General features: G+C 61.9%; 26 protein-coding genes. 11 read left to right on the top strand and 15 right to left on the bottom strand.

The window, feature by feature from the left end; all coding sequences use genetic code 11:
• The 3 genes from BUB54_RS06450 to BUB54_RS06440 form a co-directional block, all read right to left on the bottom strand.
• On the bottom strand, positions 1-246 hold a 246-nt coding region (locus BUB54_RS06450; protein WP_073211364.1), incomplete at its 3' end, for a transposase.
• A 126-nt stretch (positions 247-372) separates the two neighbouring features.
• The gene (locus BUB54_RS06445) at positions 373-1,806 is read right to left on the bottom strand and encodes an NAD-dependent succinate-semialdehyde dehydrogenase (RefSeq protein ID WP_048880173.1); all 1,434 of its coding nucleotides are present in this window, start codon (positions 1,804-1,806) and stop codon (positions 373-375) included.
• 107 nt (positions 1,807-1,913) lie between these two features.
• Positions 1,914-3,236 carry an aspartate aminotransferase family protein gene (locus tag BUB54_RS06440; protein WP_048880174.1) on the bottom strand — a complete coding sequence of 441 codons (1,323 nt, stop codon included), beginning with the start codon at positions 3,234-3,236 and terminating at the stop codon, positions 1,914-1,916.
• A 274-nt stretch (positions 3,237-3,510) separates the two neighbouring features.
• Here BUB54_RS06440 and BUB54_RS06435 point away from each other — a divergent pair, with 274 nt between their 5' ends.
• The gene (locus BUB54_RS06435) at positions 3,511-4,551 is read left to right on the top strand and encodes a DUF6976 family protein (RefSeq protein WP_048880175.1); all 1,041 of its coding nucleotides are present in this window, start codon (positions 3,511-3,513) and stop codon (positions 4,549-4,551) included.
• Complete coding sequence (locus BUB54_RS06430) at positions 4,548-4,886, top strand: DUF952 domain-containing protein (protein ID WP_048880176.1); 339 nt, start codon at positions 4,548-4,550, stop codon at positions 4,884-4,886. The genes BUB54_RS06435 and BUB54_RS06430 overlap by 4 nt, the downstream gene beginning before the upstream one ends.
• On the opposite strand, the gene BUB54_RS06425 is transcribed toward BUB54_RS06430, so the two are convergent.
• From BUB54_RS06425 to folK, 5 genes are all read right to left on the bottom strand, one after another.
• The gene (locus BUB54_RS06425; protein ID WP_048880177.1) at positions 4,883-5,503 is read right to left on the bottom strand and encodes a flavin reductase family protein; all 621 of its coding nucleotides are present in this window, start codon (positions 5,501-5,503) and stop codon (positions 4,883-4,885) included. The two genes, BUB54_RS06430 and BUB54_RS06425, sit on opposite strands and share 4 nt — an antisense overlap.
• A 26-nt stretch (positions 5,504-5,529) precedes the next feature.
• Positions 5,530-5,934, bottom strand: coding sequence for a holo-ACP synthase (acpS, locus tag BUB54_RS06420; RefSeq protein WP_048880202.1), 405 nt, complete (start codon positions 5,932-5,934; stop codon positions 5,530-5,532).
• A gap of 8 nt (positions 5,935-5,942) precedes the next feature.
• Positions 5,943-8,204, bottom strand: a complete 2,262-nt coding sequence (locus BUB54_RS06415; protein WP_052948436.1) for a RelA/SpoT family protein — start codon at positions 8,202-8,204, stop codon at positions 5,943-5,945.
• 4 nt (positions 8,205-8,208) lie between these two features.
• Positions 8,209-8,619, bottom strand: a complete 411-nt coding sequence (gene rpoZ / locus BUB54_RS06410) for a DNA-directed RNA polymerase subunit omega (protein ID WP_048880179.1) — start codon at positions 8,617-8,619, stop codon at positions 8,209-8,211.
• Between the two features lie 64 nt (positions 8,620-8,683).
• Positions 8,684-9,199 (bottom strand): 2-amino-4-hydroxy-6-hydroxymethyldihydropteridine diphosphokinase, encoded by a 516-nt coding sequence (gene folK, locus BUB54_RS06405; protein ID WP_048880180.1) that lies wholly within the window; start codon positions 9,197-9,199, stop codon positions 8,684-8,686.
• A gap of 124 nt (positions 9,200-9,323) precedes the next feature.
• On the opposite strand from folK, the gene BUB54_RS06400 reads away from it, so the two are divergent.
• A complete protein-coding gene (locus BUB54_RS06400) occupies positions 9,324-9,893 on the top strand; it encodes a LabA-like NYN domain-containing protein (protein ID WP_048880203.1) in 570 nt (189 codons plus the stop codon).
• On the top strand, positions 9,890-10,528 hold the full coding sequence (locus BUB54_RS06395; protein WP_048880181.1) for a uracil-DNA glycosylase: 639 nt from the start codon (positions 9,890-9,892) through the stop codon (positions 10,526-10,528). The genes BUB54_RS06400 and BUB54_RS06395 overlap by 4 nt, the downstream gene beginning before the upstream one ends.
• Positions 10,529-10,532: 4 nt before the next feature.
• On the opposite strand, the gene smpB is transcribed toward BUB54_RS06395, so the two are convergent.
• Together smpB and dapA are read right to left on the bottom strand one after the other, a co-directional pair.
• Entirely contained in the window at positions 10,533-11,015 is a 483-nt protein-coding gene (gene smpB, locus BUB54_RS06390) for an SsrA-binding protein SmpB (protein WP_048880182.1), read from the bottom strand.
• Positions 11,012-11,890: a 4-hydroxy-tetrahydrodipicolinate synthase gene (dapA, locus tag BUB54_RS06385; protein WP_048880183.1), complete on the bottom strand. Its 879-nt coding sequence runs from the start codon at positions 11,888-11,890 to the stop codon at positions 11,012-11,014. The genes smpB and dapA overlap by 4 nt, the downstream gene beginning before the upstream one ends.
• Before the next feature lie 114 nt (positions 11,891-12,004).
• On the opposite strand from dapA, the gene BUB54_RS06380 reads away from it, so the two are divergent.
• The 5 genes from BUB54_RS06380 (at position 12,005) to BUB54_RS06360 (ending at position 15,803) form a co-directional block, all read left to right on the top strand.
• Positions 12,005-13,597, top strand: a complete 1,593-nt coding sequence (locus tag BUB54_RS06380) for a lytic transglycosylase domain-containing protein (RefSeq protein WP_048880184.1) — start codon at positions 12,005-12,007, stop codon at positions 13,595-13,597.
• Positions 13,594-14,040 (top strand): phosphatidylglycerophosphatase A family protein, encoded by a 447-nt coding sequence (locus tag BUB54_RS06375; protein ID WP_139284814.1) that lies wholly within the window; start codon positions 13,594-13,596, stop codon positions 14,038-14,040. Before BUB54_RS06380 ends, BUB54_RS06375 begins: the two co-directional genes overlap by 4 nt.
• Positions 14,037-14,507: a CinA family protein gene (locus BUB54_RS06370; protein ID WP_048880186.1), complete on the top strand. Its 471-nt coding sequence runs from the start codon at positions 14,037-14,039 to the stop codon at positions 14,505-14,507. Before BUB54_RS06375 ends, BUB54_RS06370 begins: the two co-directional genes overlap by 4 nt.
• Positions 14,504-15,280: a 3-methyl-2-oxobutanoate hydroxymethyltransferase gene (gene panB / locus BUB54_RS06365; protein ID WP_048880187.1), complete on the top strand. Its 777-nt coding sequence runs from the start codon at positions 14,504-14,506 to the stop codon at positions 15,278-15,280. The genes BUB54_RS06370 and panB overlap by 4 nt, the downstream gene beginning before the upstream one ends.
• 109 nt (positions 15,281-15,389) lie before the next feature.
• Positions 15,390-15,803 carry a hypothetical protein gene (locus BUB54_RS06360; RefSeq protein ID WP_048880188.1) on the top strand — a complete coding sequence of 138 codons (414 nt, stop codon included), beginning with the start codon at positions 15,390-15,392 and terminating at the stop codon, positions 15,801-15,803.
• A gap of 67 nt (positions 15,804-15,870) precedes the next feature.
• On the opposite strand, the gene BUB54_RS06355 is transcribed toward BUB54_RS06360, so the two are convergent.
• The 5 genes from BUB54_RS06355 to pal form a co-directional block, all read right to left on the bottom strand.
• On the bottom strand, positions 15,871-16,938 hold the full coding sequence (locus BUB54_RS06355) for a linear amide C-N hydrolase (protein WP_048880189.1): 1,068 nt from the start codon (positions 16,936-16,938) through the stop codon (positions 15,871-15,873).
• Positions 16,939-17,002: 64 nt separating this feature from the next.
• Positions 17,003-18,919 carry an ATP-dependent zinc metalloprotease FtsH gene (gene ftsH, locus BUB54_RS06350; RefSeq protein WP_048880190.1) on the bottom strand — a complete coding sequence of 639 codons (1,917 nt, stop codon included), beginning with the start codon at positions 18,917-18,919 and terminating at the stop codon, positions 17,003-17,005.
• A 126-nt stretch (positions 18,920-19,045) separates the two neighbouring features.
• On the bottom strand, positions 19,046-20,200 hold the full coding sequence (gene tilS, locus BUB54_RS06345) for a tRNA lysidine(34) synthetase TilS (protein ID WP_052948437.1): 1,155 nt from the start codon (positions 20,198-20,200) through the stop codon (positions 19,046-19,048).
• Positions 20,191-21,063 carry a tetratricopeptide repeat protein gene (locus BUB54_RS06340; protein WP_048880191.1) on the bottom strand — a complete coding sequence of 291 codons (873 nt, stop codon included), beginning with the start codon at positions 21,061-21,063 and terminating at the stop codon, positions 20,191-20,193. The genes tilS and BUB54_RS06340 overlap by 10 nt, the downstream gene beginning before the upstream one ends.
• A gap of 129 nt (positions 21,064-21,192) precedes the next feature.
• Positions 21,193-21,693: a peptidoglycan-associated lipoprotein Pal gene (gene pal, locus BUB54_RS06335; protein ID WP_048880192.1), complete on the bottom strand. Its 501-nt coding sequence runs from the start codon at positions 21,691-21,693 to the stop codon at positions 21,193-21,195.
• Positions 21,694-22,001: 308 nt separating this feature from the next.
• On the opposite strand from pal, the gene pheS reads away from it, so the two are divergent.
• Both pheS and pheT read left to right on the top strand, forming a co-directional pair.
• The gene (gene pheS / locus BUB54_RS06330; RefSeq protein WP_048880193.1) at positions 22,002-23,096 is read left to right on the top strand and encodes a phenylalanine--tRNA ligase subunit alpha; all 1,095 of its coding nucleotides are present in this window, start codon (positions 22,002-22,004) and stop codon (positions 23,094-23,096) included.
• A 3-nt stretch (positions 23,097-23,099) separates the two neighbouring features.
• On the top strand, positions 23,100-25,556 hold the full coding sequence (gene pheT, locus BUB54_RS06325) for a phenylalanine--tRNA ligase subunit beta (protein WP_048880194.1): 2,457 nt from the start codon (positions 23,100-23,102) through the stop codon (positions 25,554-25,556).
• Positions 25,557-25,590 lie beyond the last annotated feature (34 nt).

Below are 25,590 nucleotides of genomic sequence, written 5' to 3'. Positions count from 1 at the left end.
CTCGCGCACCAGTTGCCGCTCCGAGCGAATGCCAAACAGGTAGCCAAGGAACAGCGCCTTGAACATTAAGGTCGGATCCAGCGGCGGCCGCCCATTATCCGGGCAGTAGAGCCCGGCCACCAGATCATGGATGAACGTAAAATCAATCACAGCGTCGATCTTGCGCAGCAGGTGGTCCGCCGGGACCAGGCTGTCCAATGTAACAATCTCAAGCGCCGTCTGCGGCGAGGATGGTTTCTTCAGCATCACAACAATGAATCAAAAACCCCCGGCTTGCGCCAGGGGTTTGTCAGCAGTCTGAGCCGCCCTGTGAGGCGGCTTTTTTAAAAACAGATGAAAGCGTGGGGGCAAAAGCCCCCACAAAATCCATCATCAGGCGCTGGCCTGGGTCACGAACTTAGTCACCAGATAAGGTTCCAGCCCTTCCGCGCCGCCTTCCGAGCCATAGCCGGAATCCTTCACGCCGCCGAACGGCGTTTCCGGCACCGCCAGGCCGTGATGGTTAATACCCACCATGCCGGCCTGAATATCATGCCCCAGCGCCGTCACGCGGCCGGTATTGCGGGTATAGGCATAGGAGGCAAGGCCGTATTCCAGGCGGTTAGCCTCGGCAATGGCCTCCTCATAGTTCTTGAACGGCACGAACAGCGCCAGCGGCCCGAACGGCTCCTCATGCAGCACGCGCGCATCCGGGGCGATATCCGTCAGCACGGTCGGCTCGAAGAAATAGCCCTTATTGCCGGAACGTTTACCGCCCGTACGCACCTTGGCCCCCTTGCCAACGGCATCGGCAATGAAGCTTTCCATGGCACTCACGCGGCGATCATTGGCGAGCGGCCCCATGGTAGTGCCGTCCTCCAGCCCGTTGCCAAGCTTGATCGCCTCGCACTTAGCCACAAACTTCTCCAGGAATGGCTCGTACACGCCCTCCTGCACCAGGAAGCGTGTGGGGGCCACGCAAACCTGCCCGGCATTACGGAACTTGTTGGCGGCCAGAATGGTCGCGGCCTGGTCGAGATCCGCATCGTCAAACACCAAAGCCGGGGCATGGCCGCCCAGTTCCATGGTCACGCGCTTCATGTGCTTGCCCGCAAGGCTCGCCAGATGCTTGCCAACAGCGGTGGAGCCAGTGAAGGAGACCTTTCTCACGGTCGGGTGCGGGATGAGATATTCGGAAATCTCCGCCGGTACGCCAAACACAATCTGCACCACGCCCGCCGGCACACCGGCATCCACATAGCAACGCACCAGTTCAGCGCAGCTGGCCGGGGTTTCCTCGGGACCTTTCAGGATAAAAGCACAGCCCGCCGCCAGCGCCGCGGAGATTTTGCGCACCGCCTGGGAGACCGGGAAGTTCCAGGGCGTAAAGCCCGCCACCACGCCCACCGGCTCACGCAAGGACATCTGGTACACGCCCGGCAGACGCGCGGGAATCACGCGGCCATAAGCACGGCGGCCTTCCTCAGCGAACCAGTCGATCACATCGGCGGACCCCGCCAACTCAACCTTGGCTTCGGCCAGCGGCTTTCCTTGTTCCATGGTCATCAGCGTGGCGATTTTATCCAGCCGCTCGCGCAGCAGGTCGGCGGCCTTGCGCATCACCTTGCTGCGGTCATAGGCCGACATCTTGCGCCACTGCGCAAAGCCCTTGGCCGCCCAGTCCAGAGCCTCGTCCAGATCCGCTGTGTTGGCATGGGCCAGCTTGCCGATCACCTCCTCCGTCGCCGGGTTCAGAATATCGATAGTCTTGCCGCCCTGCGCCGCACGCCACTGGCCGCCGACATGCAGCAATACGTCCTGGTACATTCTCATTCCTCCGGAGTTACAAACGGGTCCGGGCCCCTTTATGGCGGCCCGGACCTTGGAATCATCACCTCATTTTGGGAAGGTTGCTCAATCTGCAACCCTCGCAATCAGCTTTCCTGTATCAGCTTACGCAGAATATCCAGCATTTCACTGATCTGGTCCGGCGTGGCCGCGAAGGGCGGCGCCAGCACCATCGAATCCCCCGCCGCGCGCAGCACCAGCCCGCGCTCGAACGCCTTGCACAGAATCTTGAAGCCGCGTTCGCCGGGCTTGCCCTTCGGCGCCAGCTCCACCGCGCCCAACAGGCCATGGCCGCGCGTGTCCACCACGCCTTCCACGTCCTTGAAGCTGCCAACCTGCTCCAGGAAGGCCGGGGTCAAGGATTTCACCCGGTCGAAAATGCCTTCCTCACGGTAGATCTTCAGCGTCGCCAGACCGGCCGCGCAGGCTGCCGGGTGGGCGGAGTAGGTGTAGCCATGGAACAGTTCGATGCCGTTCTCCGGCGCGGCCTCAAAAATCGCCTGCTGGATCTCATCCTTCACCGCCACCGCCGCCATCGGGATGGAGCCGTTGGTAAGCGCCTTGGCCATAGTGATAATATCCGGTGTCACGCCGAAGGTCTGCGACGCGAACGCCTCACCCGTACGGCCGAACCCGGTGATCACCTCGTCGAAGATAAGCAGAATTCCATGCTTGGTGCAGATCTCGCGCAGACGCTTCAGATACCCTTTGGGCGGCACCAGAATCCCGGTGGATCCAGCAATCGGCTCCACGATACAGGCAGCGATGGTGTCCGGCCCGTGCAGATTCACGAAACGCTCCAGATCATCCGCGAGGTCGGCACCATGCTCGCCCTCGCCCATCTGGAAGTAGTTTTCCTTAATATGGGTGTGGCGCAGATGCGAAACGCCTGGCAAACCTGTGCTGAACGCCTTGCGGTTGGGCATCATGCCGCCCACGGACATTCCACCCAGATTTACACCATGATAACCGCGCTCACGGCCAATGAGGCGCACGCGCTGAGCCTCGCCACGGGCACGATGATAAGCCAGCGCCATTTTCAGCGCGGTATCGGCCGCCTCGGACCCGGACCCGCCAAAAAATACGCGATTGATGCCTTCCGGCAGCATCTGGGCCACTTCAGTAGCCAGACGGAACGCCGTGGGCACGCCGTATTGGAAGGGCGGCGCGTAATCCAACTCTTCCATCTGTTTCGCCACCGCCTCGCGGATCTCCCGGCGGCCATGACCGAGCGGAATGCAATACAGGCCGGAAGACCCGTCCAGCAGTTTTTCGCCTCGCGTATTATAATAATAAACACCCTCGGCACGAGTGATCATACGCGGCTGCTCATGAAACTGCCGGTTAGCGGTAAAAGGCATCCAGTGATGGATGAGAGGATCATTACTTGAACGGGTCGCGGCGCTCATTGGCTGACACTCCTATTGTCTGAGGGGGAGTTTACTATTTTAAACGGCCTTGGAAAGGGCTTTCTTGCTGCCACACGACGGGCCAATACGATAAAATAGCATCCCTGCCATGCACGCCGATTGCCGCGCGTTGATTGGCGAAACAATGTATTTACGATACAGAAACATTGCGTGCATTACGTTTTTTCATACTACAATCAATATTTGAAATTTTTTCCCATATATTAGCCATGTTTGGCGACTTTATCGTCCATGATGAAACTGATCCATTTTAATGACCGTCTCTAAGCTCAACACCACCCGCGCCCTCGCCAAAACGCTGGACGTGGCGGACCTCATCAAAGCCGGGCGAATCCTGCTGGTGGCGGGCGATGAGGCCGAACTGACACAGTTGCCGGAAGGCCAATGGGTTGGCGGAACGGTTTCAGGCTTTCTCACGCCGGATGGCTTTACCCTCCCGGCGGGACAGCTGATTTACGCGGATTTATCGCAAATCGCGTTGCGGGTTGAGCTGCGCCTTTTTGATTCCATCCAGATACAGAGCCTTAGCGAATATTATCCCTGCAACGGCTTTGCTCTGGCCATCCTGCCCGGATACAGCGCGTTTTTGGAAAACATTGCCACTCACATGTCAGACTGGCAGGGGCTTTATAACATCCCGCTGGCGGGTTGGGTCAGCGCCGTGCCGCTGGCCGAGATCGGCCACCGGCAGCCGAAGGTGTTTTGCGGCACCGGCACCGCTTGGGATGACCGCGCCGCAATCATGTACGTAACCCTGCCGGATGCCACTTATGCGGAGCTGAACGTCGTCAACCCGTTTTGCAGCGCAATCGGCCCGGCCATCCGTTTCTCTGAATCCGGCTACAGACTCAGCGCTCCTTGCATGGCGGATGGGCAAAGCGTCCGCCTGATCGACCTCATCACCAACGGCACGGTCGATGCCTCACTGCCCCTGATCGCGGACCGGGACGGCGCACTGGTCAATAACTCGATTATCAATATCGAATCCGCAACCGGGGACATCACCTTTCTAAGCCCCATCGAAACCGAGCTGGTTTATCATTTCGCTGAAGCCTCCAGCATTTTCAAAGAGGCACTCAGGCGGGCCGTGGCCGGAATTAATCTGCCCGAGGCCGCCCTTGCCTCCGTCTGTGTGGCCTGCCTGCCTCATTTTTCGGCCGATATAAGACCCATGCTGCCCGCCATCGCGCCGGTGACATTCGGCCAGATCGGCTATACGGTCCTGACCCAAACCATCACCAGCCTCAACCTCTCCTGCCTGCCTCTGCCGAGCGAAGCGCAAGACCCGTCATGACCTCTGAGACCGCCTATAAAATTTTAACCACCGGGCAATTCGCCGCCTTGCAGGATGGGCGTTTTGAGGGCGCGCCGGTGGACCAGGCGGATGGCTATATCCACCTCTCCACCGCCTCTCAGCTTGATGAAACGCTCGACAAGCATTTTGCCGGACAGGATGGGCTGGTGATCGCTGCCGTGCCCCTGGCGGCTCTGGGCGCCGCGCTGCGTTGGGAAATCTCCCGTGGCGGACAGCATTTTCCGCATTTTTACGGGCGGCTGGAGATGCGCCATATCAGCGCTCACCGCCCCCTGGAACACGGACCGGGTGGCCGGGCCTTGCTGCCGGGCTAATCAGCCGGGCGCTTCATGTCGAACCGGCTGCCGGGCGTGATTTCAGCATAGGCGGACGGCCCGCCCGCGCGCAGGATAATCCCCGCTCCGAACGTATCGAACACGCCGTCCCGCAAAGCGGCTGGGTTGATGTGCACCCCCACAACCTCGCCCAGCACCAGATACGCGCCGCTGGGCACACCCGCCGCGCTTTTCAGCGTGACGATCTCGGAGAGCTTACATTCAAAATTTACCAAAGCCGCCGCCACCATCGGCAGTGCCATCAGCTTGGCAGGGGCTTTTTCCAGCCCGGCGAGCACGAACTCATCCGTGCCGTAGGGCACTGCCGCGCAGCTCTGATTCATCGCCCCGGCCAGCTCCCGATCCGCGAGATTCCAGACAAATTCGCCGGTTTCCTCGATATTTCGCAACGTGTCCTTCCGGCCGATGCTGGAAAACCCGATCATCGGCGGGGTGTAGCAGAACGCGTTGAAAAAGCTGTACGGCGCCAGATTGATGCTGCCATCCTTGCCTTTGGACGACACCCAGCCGATGGGCCTGGGCCCCACGATGGCATTGAACGGATCATGCGCCAGCCCATGCCCGGCCTTTGGTTCATAAAAATATTTAGGCTCCACTCCGTGCCTCCTCACCCAAAAACCGCTCAGCGCTCCGGCATGGCGGAAATAATCACCTGGGCATAGGCGTAGGGATATTCATCGGTCAGAGACACAAAAATACTGGGATGCATACCCGCTGGGGTCAGAACCCGCAGCCGCTCCAGCGCACCACCATGCAGTTCCATGGTCGGCTGGCCACTGGGCAGGTTCACCACCCGTAAGTCAGACATGAACACGCCTCTGGTAAATCCCGTGCCCAGTGCCTTGGCGCAAGCCTCCTTGGCGGCGAAACGTTTGGCGTAGCTAGGGGCGCGGAAATGCACGCGGCGCTCACTGCGCAAACGCTCAATGTCCGAGAACACCCGCAACGTGAACCGCTCCCCATGCCGCTCCAGCGCTTTTTCGATGCGGCGGATGTCGCAAATATCGGAGCCCAGCCCCAGAATCATGCCCGTCATCAATTCCGCGCCCGCTCTACTTGGGCAATGCCACTGGCGGCGCGCAAACCGGCAACCACCTGGTTCAGATGCCCCACGTCACGCACTCCGATATCCACCAGCGCCTCAAAGAAATCCTGCTGGCGATGCACGATCTTAAGATTAGAGATCGCTCCGTCCTGCTTGGCGACGGCATTGGTCAGGGCCGCCAGCGCGCCAGGGTTATTGCTTGCGATCACGCTCACCCGGCCGATGAACGAGCGGGCCTTGGGGTCCATCCGCGCGAGGCTCTCCTCGTTCCAGTCCACGTCGATAAACCGTTCCGGCGTGGCGGCGAACTGCTCAAGCTGGGCGCACTCCTTGGTGTGAATGGCAATCGGCTTGCCGGTGGTGACAATGCCGACAATCTTGTCCCCCGGCAGCGGGTGGCAGCACCCGGCATAATGCACATCCATGCCCGCCACGAGGCCCGTAATCGGCAGCCCCGAATCGCTGCGCGGGGCATTGCGCGGGGACCGCGCGGTGAGCCCGTGCCCCATGAAGGCCGGCAGCATACGCGGCGCCCGGACCTCGCGCAGTTCAGGGTAAGCAGCCTGCACAACATCCTTCGCCCCAACAACCCCAGTGCCGACGGCGACGTAGAGATCATCCACGCTGGCCTGCTTGAACTGCTTGGCCACCGACTCCAGCACTTTTTCGGAGCCATCCACGCCATCCTGCCGGAAGGCCTTCATCAGCACGGACTTACCCGCATCACGGTGCTGGTCACGCATCTGCTGCGCCAGGAACCGGCGGATGCGCGCGCGCGCCTTGCCGGTGACAACAAAACGCTCCCAGGCGGGGCTTGGCGTGCCACCGCGCGCGGTCAGAATCTCCACCTGATCGCCATTTTGCAGCTCGTAGCGCAACGGCATCAACCGGCCATTGATGCGCGCCCCCACACAGGTATCGCCAATCTGGCTATGCACCGCATACGCGAAATCAACCGAGGTCGCCCCGCGCGGCAGCTGGATCAGCTGCCCTTTGGGGGTGAAGCAGAACACTTGGTCTTGGTACAGCTCCAGCTTGGTGTTTTCGAGAAACTCATCCGGCGCAGCGGAGTTTTCCAGAATTTCCAGCAGGTCTTTCACCCAGCCGAACTGCTTCACGTCAGACGGCGAGGCGTCGTTCTGCTTATAGAGCCAATGCGCGGCGACACCGGCCTCCGCCACCGCCTGCATCTCAGGCGTGCGGATCTGGATCTCGATCTTCTGATTGCGCGGCTGACGCAGCGTCACGCCGGTATGAAGCGACTGGTAACCGTTTGATTTCGGCGTAGAAATATAATCCTTGAAGCGCCCGGCAATTACCGGAAACGCGGCATGGATCGCCCCCAGCGCCACGTAACATTCCGCGCGGGTGGGCACTATGATGCGGAAAGCCATGATATCCGACAGCTGCTCGAACGTCACATTCCGGCGCTTCATTTTCTGCCAGATGGAATAAGGGGATTTCTCGCGCCCCGAAATTTCCACCACTTTCAGCCCGGCCTCGCGGCACACCCGCACCAGCTCGCGGCGCACGCCTTCAATCACATCTTCGCCCTGCCCGCGCAGGAAGTTCAGGCGGGTCTGGATGGTGTGGTAGGCATCCGGCTCAATTTCCGCGAAAGCGCGGTTCTGAAGCTCCGTTTTCACCGCCTCCATACCGATACGCTCGGCTAGGGGGGCGTAGATATCCATGGTCTCGCGGGCAATGCGTAGCCGCCGGTGCGCGGCGGAAACCGCCCCCAGCGTACGCATATTATGCAGCCGGTCCGCGAGCTTCACGATGAGCACACGGATATCCTTGCTCATCGCCAGCACCAGCTTACGGAAATTCTCCGCCTGCTTGGTCCTGTCGGACTGCAGCTCAAGGCGCGTCAGCTTGGTGACGCCGTCCACCAGCGCGCCGACTTCCTTGCCGAAGCGCTTTTCCACCGTGGCCAGCGTGACGGTGGTGTCCTCCACCGTGTCATGCAGCAAGGCCGTGATGATAGAAGCGCTGTCTAATTTATAGCTGGCGAGAATCCCGGCGACGGCGAGCGGGTGGGTGATATAAGGCTCGCCATTATCGCGTTTCTGGTCGGCATGGGCCTCGGCCGCCAGGGCGTAGGCATCGTCAACAACCGCCAGATCGGCTTTGGAATCATAGGCGGAAATGCGCGCCAGCAGCCCCGCCAGTTCCGGGTGGAATTGCGGCGCGCCAGTGCTCAACCCTTCGGGGGCGTGGGACAGGCCCTGCCTTCGAAAGCCTGTCCGCATGAAATTAGCGGCGCGACTTGCCGCCGAGCTCAGCCTCGATCGCGGCCTGGATATCTTCTGGCGACATCACCTCGTCGCCCTCAGCGGCCATGGCGGCGGCTTCTTCCTCGGCGGAAACATCTTGCAGGCCAAAGATGTTCTGGTCGGTCGGGATCAGATCCATCACTTCCTCGTCCACCGGCTCGGGTTCCGGCACGCGGGAGAGGGATTTCACCAGATCCTGCTCCAGATGCGGCAGCTCAACCGTTTCCTCGGCAATTTCGCGCAGCGCCACAACCGGGTTCTTGTCGTTGTCCCGGTCGATGGTAAGCTGCTCACCACGGCTGATGTTACGGGCACGCTGCGCCGCAAGCAGAACCAGCTCAAAGCGGTTCGGTACTTTCAGGACGCAGTCTTCGACGGTTACGCGGGCCATAGGGGTACGCTCCAGGCAGAAATTTGAAAGAGTGCCTTACCGCAGGCGCGGCAGGCAGGCAACCCTAAACCCCGTTTGCCTCTGGCGCATCATGCCAGGGTTCTATCTTCTGCGGGGGCAAATCCGCCAGCAAGGTGGTGATGTTCTGGCGCAACACCGGGTGGCGCCAACCGGGGGCCACATCCAGCAGCGGCCGCAGCACAAAGGCCCGCTGGTGCGCGCGCGGGTGCGGCAAAACCGGGTCAGGCGTGGCACGGATCATGCCGTTCATGTCGATAATGTCGAGGTCCAGCGTGCGCGCGGCATTGGCCACGGAGCGTTCCCGGCCAAAACGCAGCTCAATCTCCTGCAACACACGCAGCACCCCCGCCGGATCCCCCGCCCCGGCCATCCGGATCATGCCGTTGCAGTAATCAGGCTGGCTGGAGACCGGCACCGCCTGCGTGCGGTACCAGGTGGACTGGGCCACGAAGCTCAATCCCGGAATATCCCGCACGGAGGCCGCCGCCGCTTCGCAGCTTTGCAGGGGGGTCATGCCGTCCTTACCCGGAAGATTGGCACCAATCGCAATTAAGATCATAAATAGTGGAATACCCGGAACACAGATTGGCACAAACACAGTTCGCGCACTGAGCAAACACTAACATTTATCAGATCATTGTACACCCCCTTTAACTAGTCATTTCAAAAGGATGGATTTTAAAATGCGTCTTTCCACCCAGGAACGCACCTGCCTATTCATAGACGGTGCTAATCTTTACGCCGCCACGCGAAGCCTTGGCTTTGATATTGATTATCGGAAGCTGTTGGATTTCTTCAGCACCCAGACCAACCTGCTGCGCGCCTACTACTATTCCGCCCTGTTGGAGACGGAGGAATACTCCCCGTTAAAGCCACTAACAGACTGGCTGGCCTATAACGGCTACAGCCTGGTGACCAAGCCCGCCAAGGAGTTCACCGACGCTCTGGGCCGGCGCCGGGTGAAAGGCAATATGGATATCGAGCTGGCGATCGACATGCTGGAGCTGGCCCCCAATTTGGACCATGCCATTCTGTTCTCCGGCGACTCGGATTTCCGGCGTCTGGTGGAAGCCATGCAGCGCAAGGGGGTCAGGGTTTCCGTGGTGTCGTCCATCCGCACCAGCCCGCCCATGATCGCTGACGAATTGCGCCGCCAAACGGACCAGTTCATCGAACTGGCGGATATCGCGGAGCATTTCTCCCGCCGCCATCAAGACACGCGCTCCCGCGTCGAGCGTGAGGACGAAGAATGAGCCTCCCAACCCTGCCTGACCGCGATTGCGGGCTTTGCCCGCGCCTCGCCGCCTACCGGGAGGACTACCGGGCGTTGCACCCAGACTGGTTCAACGCCCCCGTGCCCAGCTTTGGCCCGGCCACGGCGCGGCTGCTTGTGGTGGGCCAGGCCCCTGGCGTGAACGGCGCCAACCGGACTGGCCGTCCCTTCACCGGCGATGTCGCGGGCCGCCTGCTCTACCCGGTGCTGACCAAATTCGGCTTTGCCAAAGGCAGCTTCCAGGAACGCCCGGATGACGGGCTGAAACTGGTAGATTGCCGCATCACCAACGCCGTGCGCTGCGCCCCGCCCCAGCACAAGCTGGAAACCTCGGACAAAAACCACTGCCTGCCTTATCTGGCGGCCGAGATTGCCGCGATGAAAAAGCTGCGGGTGCTGCTGGCCATTGGCGGCAAGGCACATGAATCGATTTTGCAGGGGCTGGGTCTTAAAGCCAGCCAGCATAAATTCAAGCATGGCGCGCTGCATGAGCTGCCAAACGGGCTGGTGCTAGCGGACAGCTTCCATACCTCCCAGTACAATGTGAATACCGGGCGAATCACACAGGAGATGTTCGAGGAGATCGTGGCGGGTATCAGGCGGCTGCTCGCCTGATACCTTACTTGTTGCGCAGCAGCCGGGCCTTGTCACGCTTCCAGTCGCGCTCGGCAGCGGCGTGGCGCTTATCCGCTTTTTGCTTACCTTCCGCGATACCCAGCGTCACCTTGGCCAGACCGCGGTCGTTAAAGAACACATCCAGCGGCACCACCGTCCGCCGGTCGCGGGAGATGGCGGCGAAAATCTGGTTCCGCTCCTTGCGTTTAATCAACAGCTTGCGGAGGCCGCGTACATCAAATCGCGACAGCACCCCGGACTGATATTCCGGGATATAGAGATTGAACAAAAACAGCTCGCCATCCCGCTCGCCCGCCCAAGCCTCGTTCAACTGGGCGCGGCCCAGCCGCAGGGATTTCACCTCAACACCGCGCAGGACGATCCCCGCCTCAATGGTAGAGAGGATCGTGTAATCATGCCGCGCCTTGCGATTCTGCGCGGCGATACCGTGCGAGATAAACTCTGATTTTTTCTTGTCTTTGCTCAATTCAACAAACCAACATCCCGCATCGCCGCCTTCACGCGCTCAGCCGAGGCCGCCGAAACAGGCGCCAGCGGCAGGCGCACATGGTTGGCGCCAAACCCCAGCAGCGAGGCGGCATATTTCACCGGGCCGGGATTGCTCTCGCAGAACATGGCGTCATGCAGCGGCACCAGACGCTGCTGGATGGCCATGGCCGTCTTTACATCGCCCTTGGTCCAGGCGGCCTGCATGTCCGCGCACAGCTTAGGCGCCACGTTGGAGGTGACGGAGATGCAGCCATGCCCGCCAGAGGCCAGATAAGCCAACGCAGTATGATCCTCGCCGGAAAGCTGGATGAATACCTCCCCACAGGCGCGGGTGGTGTGCAGCGGGCGGGCGAGATTCGCGGTGGCGTCCTTCACCCCCACGATGTTTTTAATCTCGGCCAACCGCGCCATCGTCTCCACGGACATATCGATCACCGACCGGCCGGGAATGTTGTAGATTAACAGCGGAATCGAAACCGCCTCCGCAACCGCCTTGAAGTGCCTGTACAGGCCTTCCTGCGTCGGCTTGTTGTAGTACGGCGTTACCACCAGCACCGCGTCCGCTCCGGCTTTTTCGGCATAGCGTGCCAGGCCGATCGCCTCGGCGGTCGAGTTGGAACCGGCCCCGGCCATCACGGGAACCCGTCCCTTGGCGGCTTTCACCGCCAGATCGACTACCTGTTTATGCTCTTCATGGCTCAAGGTCGGGGATTCGCCTGTGGTTCCAACCGGCACAATGCCGTTGGTGCCCTCGGCGATCTGCCAATCGATGAGGCGAATATAAGCCTCGTCGTCAATGCGTCCGTCCTCGTGCATCGGTGTCACAAGGGCGGTGAAGGAGCCGTAAAACATATCTTGTCCCTGGAAGGATTTAGTCCACCCTCTCCCCTAATCTTCTCCGCCCATCGGGGCAAGCGTCCACGCGGAAGGTTTGGCCCGCGCCCCTGGCGCTGCTAAATAGGGGGTATGAAATTCCTGGCTGCATTGCCGTTGCTTCTCACCCCCGCCTGTGCGCTGGCGCAAACCGCCGCCAGCCCGCAGATCATGCGCGATGTGCATGCCGGACAATTTCCACAGGCCGAGCAACTCGCCGCCGCCACGGGCGACCCGCTTGTTGAAAAGCTCGTCACCTATTTCCGGCTGATCTCACCGGGTGGCGGCAGCGCCGATGAAATCACCGCCTTCATCAAAGCCAACCCAGACTGGCCGATGCAGGGGCTTTTGAAATTGCGGGAACTCCAGGCCTCGGGGCTGTATCAGCCCGCCACGCCAACCGCCGCGCCGGATTTCATTGCCGAGGTCCGATCCCTACACATCCAGGGCAAGGATGAGGACGCGGCAAAACTTTGGGAGAGCCAGGGCAAGGCTGCCATGAAAGCCGCCAGCCCAAACCAACAGCTCATGTTTTGGCCCGCGCAGGATGTGCTGGCCCGCGCCTTGTTGCAGGCCGGAGACCCGAAAACTGCCTATCAGGTGGTTATCGCCGCAAATCCGCCCATCTCCGGCACCGCCGCGCGCGAGCAAATTGCCGACCGGGATTTTTTCGCGGGTTTTCTGCTCCTGCGCTTCCTGAAACAGCCGCAGGAGGCCGCGACCTGGTTCCAGGACCTTGCCTCCTCCTCCACCGCCGTCATCACCCAGGCCCGCGCCTGGTACTGGCTGGGGCGCAGTGAAACCGGCGCCACCGCTCAGCAGGACTATACCCGCGCCGCCGCTTATCCTGACACGTTCTACGGCCAGCTTGCCGCCCTGGCGCTGAAGGACACGCCGGAACAGTTGGCCCAGCGTATCAAATCCGTGCAGGAGCCCGGCTTTTCGGTACAGGACGCCCTGGATTTCGGGATGGGCGAACTGCCCCGCGCCGCCGTGCTGCTGGAGCAGATGAGCGACCCGCATGACGCGCAGATTTTCCTGAACCGGATCGGCCAGACGGCGCTAGACAATAAAACCCGCCTCATAGCGGCTCGGCTGGCGCTGGGACTTGGTTTTCCGCAATCCTCCGTCACCATCGCCCGGCTGGCGGGCGTGTACGGGCAGATGCTTGTGCGGGAAGGCTGGCCCATCCCCTATCACCCACCCTCCACGTCGCTTGACCCGGCTGTCTCCCTTGGCATCATGCGTCAGGAAAGCAGCTTCAACCCGGATGTGGTCTCCGGCGCCGGGGCGGTGGGGCTGATGCAGCTTCTCCCCTCCACCGCGCGGCGAACCGGGGAAAAATACAACCTGCCCGCCGGGGATTTATTCAACCCGGACCAGAATATGAATCTTGGCGCCGCTTATTTCGCGCAGGAGTTGCGTAACTTCGGAAACTGCCTGCCCCTGGCCATCGCCGCCTATAATGCGGGCCCCACCAACGTGGCCCGCTGGCTGAAGGAATACGGCGACCCGGAACTCGGCACCCAGCCCGGCGGCGCGAACATGATCGACTGGATCGAGGAAATCCCGTTCAGCGAGACGCGCAATTATGTGCAGCGTGTTTCTGAGAACATCACCATCTACAGGGCGCTGCTGACCGGCAAGGCCGTGTCTCCTGTCGCGAAATGGCTAAACCAACCATGAAATTTTGGCGTTTTATCGCATCCGGCTTCGGCTCCGGCCTGGCCCCGAAGGCCCCCGGTACATTCGGCTCGCTGGTGGGGCTGCTGCTTGGCTGCCTGCTGCTGACGGTTGGACATATCGCCCTTCTCACCGGCATTGTGGTGGCCTCGGCAGTGGGGCTCTATGCCATCGGCCAGCTCCCGGAGGCCGAAAACGACCCAAGCTGGGTCGTCATCGACGAAATCGCCGGGCAAATGATCCCGCTGCTGGCTCTTTATGAGGTCAGCTTCTGGGGGGCATTGCTGTCTTTCGGGCTGTTCCGGCTGTTCGATATCTGGAAACCCGGACCGGTGGGCTGGGCGGACAAGCGCAAGGATGAAATCGGCATCATGGGCGATGATATCATCGCTGGGCTGCTGGCTTGGTTGGTGATGTTGGTTTTGCATCTAGTCTCGCCGTTATGAGCGCCGCCAGCCTTGTCTCTTTATTTATGGCCAAGGGGCTGACCCTCGCCACAGCGGAAAGCTGCACCGGCGGGTTGGTGGCGGGTGCCGTAACCGCCATTGCCGGATCTTCCGCCGTGTTTACTCACGGCTTCGTCACCTACGCCAACGAGGCCAAAACCCAGATGCTCGGCGTACCAGAGGCCATGCTGGCCGCCCATGGTGCCGTCTCGCCCGAGGTTGCCGAAGCCATGGCGGCAGGTGCGCGCGCCCATGCGGGGGTGGATTATGCAATTTCCATCACCGGCATCGCCGGGCCGGGCGGCGGCAGCGCTGAAAAGCCCGTCGGCACTGTGTGGTTCGGCCTCGCCGGTCCAGATGGCGCCACCACTCACCACAAGCTGTTCCAGGGCAACCGTGAGGACATTCGTGCCCAAGCGGTGGCCTTCGCCCTCGCCTTGCTGGAACAGGCAGGAGACAAAGCATGAGCAGAACACTAGGCGCCTGGGACAAAGCCAAGCGCGAAGGCCGTAAGCTGAGCATGATCACCGCCTATGACTTCACCGCCGCGCGGCTGGCCGAAGCCGCGGGAATGGATGCCGTGCTGATTGGCGATTCACTGGGCATGATGGTCGGGGGCGAGGCTGATACACTGAGTGTGAGTCTGGACCAGATGGAATATCACACGCGCATCGTCGCCAAGGCGGTGAGTAAGCTGCTGGTGATGGCCGACCTGCCCTTTGCCAGCTTCGAGAAATCCCCCGCCCAAGCCTTCGCCACCGCCACTCGTCTGCTGAAAGCGGGCGCACAAATCGTGAAGCTGGAGGGCGGCGCCGTGATGGCGGAGACGGTCTTTTTCCTGTCCCAGCGCGCCGTGCCGGTTTGCGGGCATATCGGCTTAACACCCCAGCATGTGCGCCAAATTGGCGGCTTCAAACGCCAGGGCAAAACCCCCGAGGCCGCCGTAAAATTGATGGAGGACGCGCTGGCCCTGCAGGATGCCGGGGCGCGGATGCTGCTGATGGAAGCCATCCCATCCGATCTTGCGGCGGAGATCACCGCCCGGCTTTCCATCCCCACCATTGGCATTGGCGCCGGGCCGGGCACGGATGCGCAGGTTCTGGTGTTTCACGATGTTCTGGGCCTGAACCCGGACCGCGCTCCGCCCTTCGCTAAGAAATATCTGGACGGCGCCAGCCTGCTTACTGAAGCCTTGGCCACCTATGCGCGCGAGGTGCGTGACGGCAGCTTCCCCGCCTGATGCTCCGGCTTTGCGGTTCCAGCCTGAATCGACTAGCCTCATCACGCCCGGACACAGAGGCCCGTCCGGGCACAAAACTGCCCAATGACGGCACATGCGCGAAGGAAACATGATGCGGAAATTTTCCACACAACATGGCGGAACAAGCCGTAAACTGCTTTGCACGCTTGCCGTGCTGGCATGCTTGGGTGGCATGGCGGCGCCGGCCCATGCTTTTGTAAGTTTGCGTGGTTATATGAGCGGCATCCCCACCGGGGTAATGACCAGCGGCGATTGGAGCGCGTTTCAGGCTGCGGCGCAAAAGCTGCTGGGCGAAATGCCCTCCACACTGGGCCAGCATCAGGACTGGAAAGGCCCCAGCGGCGCCTCTGGCACGCTGACCATTGAACGCATTTACGAAAAAGACGACATGCCCTGCCGCACGCTGGGGTCTGTATTCAACACCAAGACCAACCCGGGAACCTATCAGTACAAACTGAATATGTGCCGTGACTCCAAAGGGGAATGGAAGATTCTGAGCTGACCCGCCCGCTAGGTTAAAGCATTCAAAAAAGGCGGTTTTTCCACGGGAAAGACCGCCTTTTCCACGCTCAGAACGGCGGCGTGACCCAGCTATAGCGCCCCGAAACATCCCCCGCCAACCCGACATCATCCGGGTTCAGCATCAAAGCCGGCGCACCGGGCGCGAAATTCAGCTCAGCCAAAGGCGTCCAGCTAACAGACGGCACGGTGGTCAGCTGAAAATAATAGACCCGATGCGTCAGGTCGGTCACGGAGCGGTATTCTGTATTATAAGTGCCGAAATCCTTATACGGCGCACCAAACGGCACCGAGACATTGGCCATGATCGAAAACATCGACGCGATCGCCTGTCGGGTATTCTGCGGCTGCGGCAAAAAGCGCGAGAAAAACGCCGCGCGCTGGAACCTGTCCACCGGGTTCATATTCCCCGGTAAGAGCGTATCCCGAGTGGTAGCAGTGAATTTGTGCGCTTTTTCCATTTTGTTCAGCAGGGCCAACTGCTCGTCATAAGAGGGGTCGTTGGTCATCACCGTATATTGGCGGCCATGATGCACCACCGCCTTGCCGCCGATATATTCGATGATGGCCGAGTCCCCGCTTGCATCCTCCAGCGCCAGATGCAGGCTGGTTTTGAAACCATGCGCCTCAACCATCACAATCTGCACGGGCTTGAGCAAGGCCAGCGCCTCACTGACGCTTGCCGCGTTATCGAGCGCATATTGCAGCCACAATCCCGCCTGCAGCCCCGGCCGCGCCGGGTCGCGCACGCCATAATCCGCGCTGTTCAGGTAAAGCAGGTGCCCTGCCAACCCTTTTTCATTCATACCGTCGACCGCACCCAAATCGTAAGCGCCGGCAACCAGGCTTCCATATTTGGCCTGCCAGACAAGCGGGTTCTGCGCCACCACCCTGGCCTCGCCAAGCTTGCCGCCATCGCGTTTAAGGCCGGCGGGCAACGCATAGAGCTTTGGCTGCGTGGATTCCGGCCAATCCATGGTCCGCCCCACGATAACCGCCTGACCCTTGCTGTTCCACAAAACCCGAGTGCAGGCCTTCGCACGGCGCCACGGCGCCACGGACAAACCCGACAATAACGCGCTGCCCCCCGCCAAACGGAAAAAATCACGTCTCTCCATAGCGCGTCTCCCGGGTCTGTTTATGTCATAAAAAAAGGGGGCTGATGCCCCCTTTTTCAAGCCTTTATGCAGGCAGTGCCGGCCCCACTCCGCCAGATGAAACATCCGGCTGCGTGGCCGTGGGCACGGAGCCGCGGCGGTTATCCGGCATCGGCTCATCCACAACCTTACGGGTGATCTTTTCACCACGCAGAACCATCTGGATTTCATCACCGGACAAGGTCTCGTATTCCAGCAGCCCCTGCGCCAGACGCTCCAGATCATCCCGGCGCTCGGTAAGGATGCGTTTGGCCTCAGCATAAGCGTGATCGATGATTTTTCGCACCTCATCATCAATCTCCCGCGCCGTTGCCTCGGACACGCTTTTACTGCCGCCCATGGGGTGCCCCATGAAGCTTTCGTGCCCGCCATCAACGTAGGATACCATGCCGAGTTTCTCGGACATTCCCCACTCCGTCACCATGCGACGCGTTGTGTCGGTGGCCATCTTGATATCGCCCGAGGCGCCATTGGAGACCTTATCCGGCCCGAACACCAGTTCCTCCGCCGCACGGCCGCCCATGGCCATGATCAACTGCTGCAACAGCTTGATGCGGCTCATGGAATACCGGTCACCCTCCGGCAGGGACATCACCATGCCCAGCGCCCTGCCACGCGGAATGATAGTGGCCTTATGTACCGGGTCGCATTCCGGCAGCGTGATGGAGCACAAGGCATGCCCGCCTTCATGGTAGGCGGTCATCTTCTTCTCATCGTCGGACATGACCATGGAGCGCCGTTCGGAGCCCATCATCACCTTGTCCTTCGCGAATTCAAACTCCGCCATGGCCACCACGCGCTTACCGATACGCGCCGCGTGCAGCGCCGCCTCATTCACCAGATTGGCGAGGTCCGCGCCCGAGAAGCCCGGGGTCCCACGCGCGATCACCTTGGCATCCACATCGGAGGCCAGCGGCACCTTGCGCATGTGTACCTTCAGGATCTTCTCACGGCCGCTCACATCCGGGTTCGGCACCACCACCTGGCGGTCGAAACGGCCAGGGCGCAACAACGCCTGGTCCAACACGTCCGGCCGGTTGGTGGCGGCAATCAGGATCACGCCCTCATTGGACTCGAACCCGTCCATCTCCACCAGCATCTGGTTAAGGGTCTGCTCGCGCTCATCATTCCCGCCGCCGAGACCAGCGCCACGGTGGCGGCCCACCGCGTCAATCTCGTCGATGAAGATGATGCACGGCGCGTTCTTCTTGCCTTGCTCGAACATATCGCGCACGCGGGAAGCACCCACACCCACGAACATTTCAACGAAGTCCGACCCGGAGATGGAGAAGAACGGCACATTCGCCTCACCCGCAATGGCGCGGGCCAGCAGCGTCTTACCCGTACCGGGCGGGCCAACCAGCAAGCAACCTTTGGGGATCTTACCGCCCAGCCGCTGGAATTTCTGCGGATCACGCAGAAAATCCACGATCTCCTGCAATTCGTCCTTCGCCTCGTCGATCCCGGCCACGTCCTCAAACGTCACGCGGCCCTGCTTTTCGGTCAGCAACCGGGCGCGGGACTTGCCAAAGCCCATGGCACGGCCGCCACCGCCCTGCATCTGCCGCATAAAGAAGATCCACACGCCCAGGATCAGCAACATCGGCGCCCAATTCAGCAGCGCCCGCAGGAGGGGATTCATCGTATCCCCCTCCGGCTTGGCCGAAACATTGACCCCGGCATCGGTCAGTTTGGAGACAAGGGTCTGGTCCGCCGGCGCGTAGGTTTCAAAGCTCTTGCCATCCTTGGTGGTGCCGGTGATGTCATGCCCGGCGATGGTCACGCTTTGTACCTGGTTGTTCTTTACCTCATTCAAGAAGCTCGAATAAGCGATCTCAGATGAGTTATCCTGTGTGTTGGTCGGCTGGAACACATTGAACAGCACAACCAGAAACAGGGCCACAACCACCCACAACGCGATATTTCGACCCAGATTGTTCATCTAGACTTTTTCCAATTCTTTCAAACGGTTCCCCCGCCCTGCCATGAGGCACAGAGGCTTCCCTTGAGTACATTTGGGCATATTGCAACGGATTACTAGCCGAGCACAAATAAATCCTCGCTCATGTCAGATCTGAAACGGTCTCTGCGTCGCGGGCATCGGCGGAAAAAACCGGACCGACACAGGAAAGCTCACCCGGCCCTGCGCATCGCGCAAGGCTGGCAGCCCGCGCAGAATCAGGCTGGGCAGGCCGTTAAAGCCATGAAAAGCCGCCGCATCCGCGCCTAGCGCGCCCAAAAACGTTCCTTCTAGCGGCGGCGCGGTGAGGAGAAACCGTCCATCCCAGAACGCATGGCTGTGGGCCAATACGGGTGGAGCACAGGCGGCGGGCTCACGCGTCAGCAGCCAGCCCGGGCCGAGCCGTCCCGCCGGGGCAATGCGCACCCCGCCCAACGTGGCCGGGCTCAACGCCCTGGCCAGCCGGGCCAGCGCCTCCTGCCGCGGGGCATGGGCGCGCCCGCCAATAGTTCTGAGCAAGGCCCCCAGCACGGACGGCGGCACACAAGGGGCATCCAGCAGCGCGTAACCTTCCGGGTACAGCTCTGCATGGCGGGCTAGAAACGCCGCGACCTCCTGTTCCCGCCCGGCACGCTGAGCCGCTCCCACGGGCGGCTGCCCGGATTGGTCCTGACGGATGCGCACACGCTCAAACCGCCGCGCCTGGTTGGAGGGGTCTTCTACCCAGCCCATGTCTTCAACCCGCAGATAATCGCGCAAGGCGGTGGGGGCGATCGCCAATAATGGCCGCAGCAACACCACCTTGTCCCGCGCCGCCCAGCCAGCCATGCCTTCAGCGCCGCCAGGGCCACGCCGGGCGCGCATCGCCACCGTTTCATGCTGGTCGGCTTGGTGGTGCCCCAGAGCTAAATAGAGAAACCCCGCCGCCTCGGCCGCCTCACCCAGCACCGCATGGCGCGCCTGCCGAGCCCGTTCCTGCATGGCTGGCCCTGCTGTCAGGGAAAGGGTCAAGATATGGCTCTTGATCTGCCTGGCGGCCAGCCGGGCGGCGGTCAACCGGGCTTCCTCGGCGGATTCGGCCCGCAACCCATGGTCCACGATTAACGCCAGAACTTCGCCGCCATGCCGGGTGCAATAGTCGCGCGCCAACAGCGCTAGCGCCGTGCTATCCGCCCCGCCTGAAACCGCCACGGCGATACGCGGCGGCAGGCCGGGCGGCAATAACCGCGCCAGCGCCGCCGCAAACGCCTGCCTTACTGGCAATGGGCGCGCGTCGCCACCGCGTCGATATCCCGTTTCATGCCAGGGGACGGGTTAGTGAACTGGCTGTTCAGCGAGGAGATGGTCTCACACGCCTCCTGGTTCTGGTGCAGGGCCGTTAGAGAGGATGCCAGCCCCAGCAAGGCATGGGGGGCATAGGTGCCGTTCTTATTCATATTGTAGGTGCTGTAGAATGCCACCGCCGCGCTTTTCGGGTCTTTCTGGGCGGCATAGCTTTGCGCAACAAGATATTGCGCACGGTAAGCTTCCGGGGCCTGTTTGTTCGTGGTCAGAATGCTCTGCGCCAGCGTCCGCGCCGTTGTGTAATCATGCTTATTGTAAGCATCCAGAGCCGCCTTCAGCGCGGCTTTCGGGTCCTTGGGCGCGGTGGCGGCGGGCGGTGGGGACGGCAGTTGGACCTGCGGCTTGCTGCTGGCCGCCTGTGCGGCACCCGCCCCTGCAGACGCGGCGGCGGCACCGCCTGTCCCGCCATTGGTCATCTGGAATTGCAAATCCCCAATCTGCTTCTGGGTCTGCGCGTTCTGCGTATCCATCTCGTGCTTCAGCTCGGAGACCTGCCCGTTGAGGGACTGCACCTGAGCCTGCAATTGCTGCACCTGGGTCAGCAGATTCGCGATCAGCGGGTTATTCGCCCCCGCCCCGCCCGTGGATGAAGATGGCGGCGCGCTGGTGCCGAGCGAGGAACCGCCATTTCCACCCTGCCCCTGTAATTGCTGAACCTGCTGCTGGAGCTGCAAAATCTCGTTTTGCAGGGCAATGCCTTCCTGGCTTTGGATCAGCGGCTGCGCGGCGGCGCCCAACGGCGCTAGCAGCATGGCGGCGAATAACAGAATTCGGTAGCGCATTGAGACTCCAGTCTGGGCCTTGGAAACAACACGAATATAAGCAGGGACCGGCCTAAAACAAAACCGGCGGCCTTTACGGGCCGCCGGTCTGCATCGCGCACCGGCTTTTCGGCCGGGGAGAGATTCCGGTTACTTGCAGTTCTGCGGGTTGAAACCCTGAACCGAGGTAATCGCGTTACGATTCTGCGCCCAGGCGGTCTCGTTGTTGCCAGCGGCAACCGGGCAATCCTTGCCGTAAGAGATGGTCTGGATACGGGAAGCGGCAACACCCTGCGCCACCAGATAGTCGCGCGCGGCATTGGCGCGGCGCTGGCCGAGGGCAAGGTTGTAAGTCTCGGTGCCGCGCTCGTCGGCGTTACCAGCGATCAGCACGTTGACGGAGGGATACTTGGAAAGCCAAGCTGCCTGCTTGCTCAGCGTCGCCTGGGCTTCGCTGGAGAGGTTGGACTTGTTGAAGGCGTAGAACACGCGGTCGCCAACATTGGCCACTAGGTCTTGTTCAGAACCCGGAGCCGGGCCCGTCGCCTCAGTGCCGGCCCCAGTGTTGGAAGCCGTCGTGGCGGGGGGGGTAGTAGAACAAGCTGCCAGCAGGGCTAGGCCGGCGAGGGCGCCCAGAGCTTTGATTTTCATGGTAGGAACCGATCCCTGTCCGAATAAGGTGAGCAAAAATAGCCATTGGTTGCATAATCACTATGATTACTGCCACCTCCTGTGGCTGTACTCTTCCCGCCAGGGAAGGGTCAAGCACCACATTTTGCTAAATTGTTCATCTTGCGGGGATTTCCACCCCTCAAATCACTTTTTACCGGCCTGTTGACTATTTGTAACACCCCCCGGCGCCGCCATGCCGGGCGGCACGCCGCGCCGCGCTGCCCACGGCTTGACATTTTGGTCCGCGCGCGGTCTGCCCTGCCCCGGAAGATAGAGGCAGAGTCAAGATGCAGAGCGAAGATTTGAAGAACCTGGTGGAGGCGGCGCTGCCCGCCATCGCCACCGCCAACGCGGCGGCCCTTGAGGAACTGCGAGTTTCCCTGCTCGGTAAAAACGGCAGCGTGACAAATTTGTTAAAGTCTCTAGGCGGTATGGACCCGGATGCCCGCAAGGCGGCGGGGGCGGAAATCAACCGCGTCAAAGGGCAGATCACCGAAGCCTTGACCACCCGCCGCGCGGTGCTGGACGAGGCCGCCCTGGCCGCCAAGCTCGCCGCTGAACGGATCGACGTCACCCAGCCCCCGCGCCCCGACCCCATCGGTGCGCTGCACCCGCTGTCGCGCACGCATGAGGAGTTGGCCGCCATCTTCGCCGCCATGGGCTTTGCCATCGCCGAAGGGCCGGACATTGAGAGCGACTGGAATAATTTCTCCGCACTCAACATCCCCTCCCATCACCCCGCCCGCGCGATGATGGACACGTTCTACCTCCAGGCGGCTGAGAATGCTCGCCCGCCGGTGCTGCGCACCCACACCTCGCCTGTGCAGATCCGCACCATGCTGGAATGGGCCAAGACCGACGGCCTCGGCACCTCACCCGTCCCCATCCGCATCATCGTGCCCGGCCGCACCTTCCGCGCGGACCACGACGCCACCCACTCCCCCATGTTCCACCAATGCGAGGGGCTGGTGATTGGCGAAGGCATCACGCTCGGCCATCTCAAAGGATGCCTTATTGACTTCCTGCGCGCTTATTTCGGCATTCCGGAACTCCCAGTCCGTCTGCGCTCCAGCTACTTCCCGTTCACCGAACCCTCGATGGAGGTGGATATCGGCTGGAACCGCAAAACCGGCGAGTTGGGCGGCGGGAGCGACTGGCTGGAGATTGGCGGGTCCGGCATGGTGCACCCCAACGTGCTGGCAAATTGCGGCATCGACCCGCGCCGCTTCCAGGGCTTCGCCTTCGGGGTGGGGCTGGAGCGTATCACCATGCTCAAGCACGGCATCGCCGATCTGCGGCTGTTTTTTGAAAGCGACGTGCGCTGGCTGCGCCATTACGGGGTCTCGCCCCTTACCCCCGCCAGCCTGCACGAAGGAATTTAAGCGATGAAATTCTCCCTTTCCTGGCTAAAGACCTGGCTGGACACCGACGCCTCGCTGGAGGACATCCTCGCCACCCTCAACAAGATCGGCCTTGAGGTCGAAGGTGTTGAGAACAAGGCGGAGGCGCTCAAGCCCTTCACCATCGCCCAGATTATCGAGGCCAAGCCCCACCCCAACGCGGACCGTCTGCGCGCCTGCCGCGTCACGGCGGGCGGGGCAGAGCTTTCCGTGGTCTGCGGCGCCCCCAACGCGCGCGCAGGCCTGAAGGTTGTGCTCGCCCCGGCGGGGGCGGTTATTCCCACCAACGGCATGGTGCTGAAGGTGGGCGAGATTCGCGGCGTGAAATCCGAAGGTATGCTCACCAGCGCCCGCGAGCTGGGGCTGGGCGAGGACCATGACGGCATCATCGAACTGCCCGACGACGCGCCCATCGGCGATAATTACGCGGTCTGGGCCGGGCTGGATGAACCAGTCATCGAAATCTCCATCACCCCCAACCGGGGCGATGCGCTGGCCGTGCGCGGCATTGCCCGTGACCTCGCGGCGGCAGGGCTTGGCAATTTGAAGCCCTTTGCCCCCGCCCCCATCGCGGGCAAGGGCGCATCCGCGATTCAGTGGGTGAATGACTATCAGGAGGCTTGCCCCTGGGTGGTGGGCCGCACGATTCGCGGCGTGAAAAACGGCCCCAGCCCGGAATGGCTGGTGAAGCGGCTGGAGAGCATCGGCCTGCGTCCCATCAATACGCTCGTCGATATCACCAATTTCTTCACCTACGATCTCGGCCGCCCGCTGCATGTGTTCGACGTGAACAAGCTCACCGGCCCCACCCTCACGCTGCGCCCTGGGCACGCGGGGGACAGCTTCCCCGGCCTCGCGGGCAAAGAGGTGCAGGCCGGGTCGGAGGATTGCGTAATCGCCGATGGCGCGGGGGCGCAGTCCCTCGCCGGCATCACCGGCGGTGAAGGTACCGGCTGTGATGAAGCCACCACCGACGTGTTCATTGAGTGCGCCTTGTTCGACCGTGTGCGAATCGCCAAAACCGGCCAGCGCACGGGCATCTTCTCCGACGCCCGCGCCCGCTTCGAACGCGGGATCGACAGCCAGCTACTCCCCGAAGCCCTGGACGCCGCCACCGCCCTGGTGCTGGAACTTTGCGGTGGTGAAGCCAGCGAGATCTCCGAGGCTGGAAACCGCCCCGAATGGAGCCGCCAGGCTAAGCTGCGTTTTGACCGCCTGCAAAGCTTCGGCGGATCTGACATTTCGGCGCCCGAGGCCGTCGAGTCCCTCGAACGTCTCGGCTTCACCGTCGTAACTGAGGATGCGGACAGCGTCGTCGTCGCCGTGCCCAGTTGGCGTAATGATGTTGCCCAGCCGCAATCGCTCGACCAGGCGCCGGACCTGCCTGGTGCGGCCGCCGCAGCTGAAGGCGCCGCCGAGATCGAGCCCGAAGCCGACCTCATCGAGGAAGTGCTGCGCCTGAAGGGGCTGGACGCCATCACCCCGGTCTCCTTGCCGGTGGCGTCTCTGGTGCCTGCCCCCATTCTCACGCCCAAACAGGCCCGCACCGCGCTGGCGCGTCGGGTTCTGGCCGCGCGCGGGCTACTGGAATGCGTCACCTTCTCCTTTACGGACGACGCCACTAGCGCCCTGTTTGGTGACTCGCCGGAGAGCCTTCGCCTCGCCAACCCCATCTCCGCCGACGTCAACCAGATGCGCGCCACCCCGCTGGCGACACTGGCCCAGGCCGCCGCGCGGAATCTCGCCCGTGGGTTCTCGGATTTCGGCCTGTTTGAAACGGGCCCGGCCTATGCAGCGGACCTTTCCCAGGCGCTGGTGGCCGCTGGCTTGCGCGTGGGCGGCACCGGGCTTTCCGCCCTCACCCCCGCCCGCGCCTTTGACGCGATGGACGCCAAGGCGGATGCGCTTGCCGTGCTCGCCTCACTCGACTTGCCGATGGACGCGCTCACCACCACCGCGGGTGGCCCTTCTTACTACCACCCTGGCCAGAGCGGCGCGCTGATGCAAGGCCCCAAAACCATGCTGGCACGATTTGGCGCGCTGCACCCCGCCGTGGCAGCCAAGCTGGACCTGCCCGTGGGCAGCGTGGCGTTTGAGATCTTCCTGGATGCCATCCCCGAACCCAAGCGCCGCAAGAAATCCGCCCCGGTGGTGCCGCCCTTCCAGCCACTGCGGCGAGACTTCGCCTTCCTGGTGGATGACAATGTCGGCGCTGAGGCTGTTCTGCGCGCCGCCAAGGGGGCCGAGCGTAACCTCATCACCAGCGCGGTGCTGTTCGACCGTTACCAGGGCAAGGGCGTGCCGGAGGGCAAGGTTTCGCTGGCCATTGCCGTCACGCTGCAACCCACGGCCAAGAGCCTGACGGATGCGGAGATCGAAGCCGTGTGCGCCAAGATCGTCGCGGATGTCGGCAAGAAAACCGGCGCCACCCTGCGCCGGTAACGCGCCAACAGCGCCGCCTTTTTGCTAAAAAAGG

Source organism: Acidocella aminolytica 101 = DSM 11237 (assembly GCF_900129125.1).
GTDB lineage: Bacteria > Pseudomonadota > Alphaproteobacteria > Acetobacterales > Acetobacteraceae > Acidocella > Acidocella aminolytica.
Note: the sequence above shows the minus strand (reverse complement) of the source record. Positions and strands in the feature narration are given on the sequence as shown.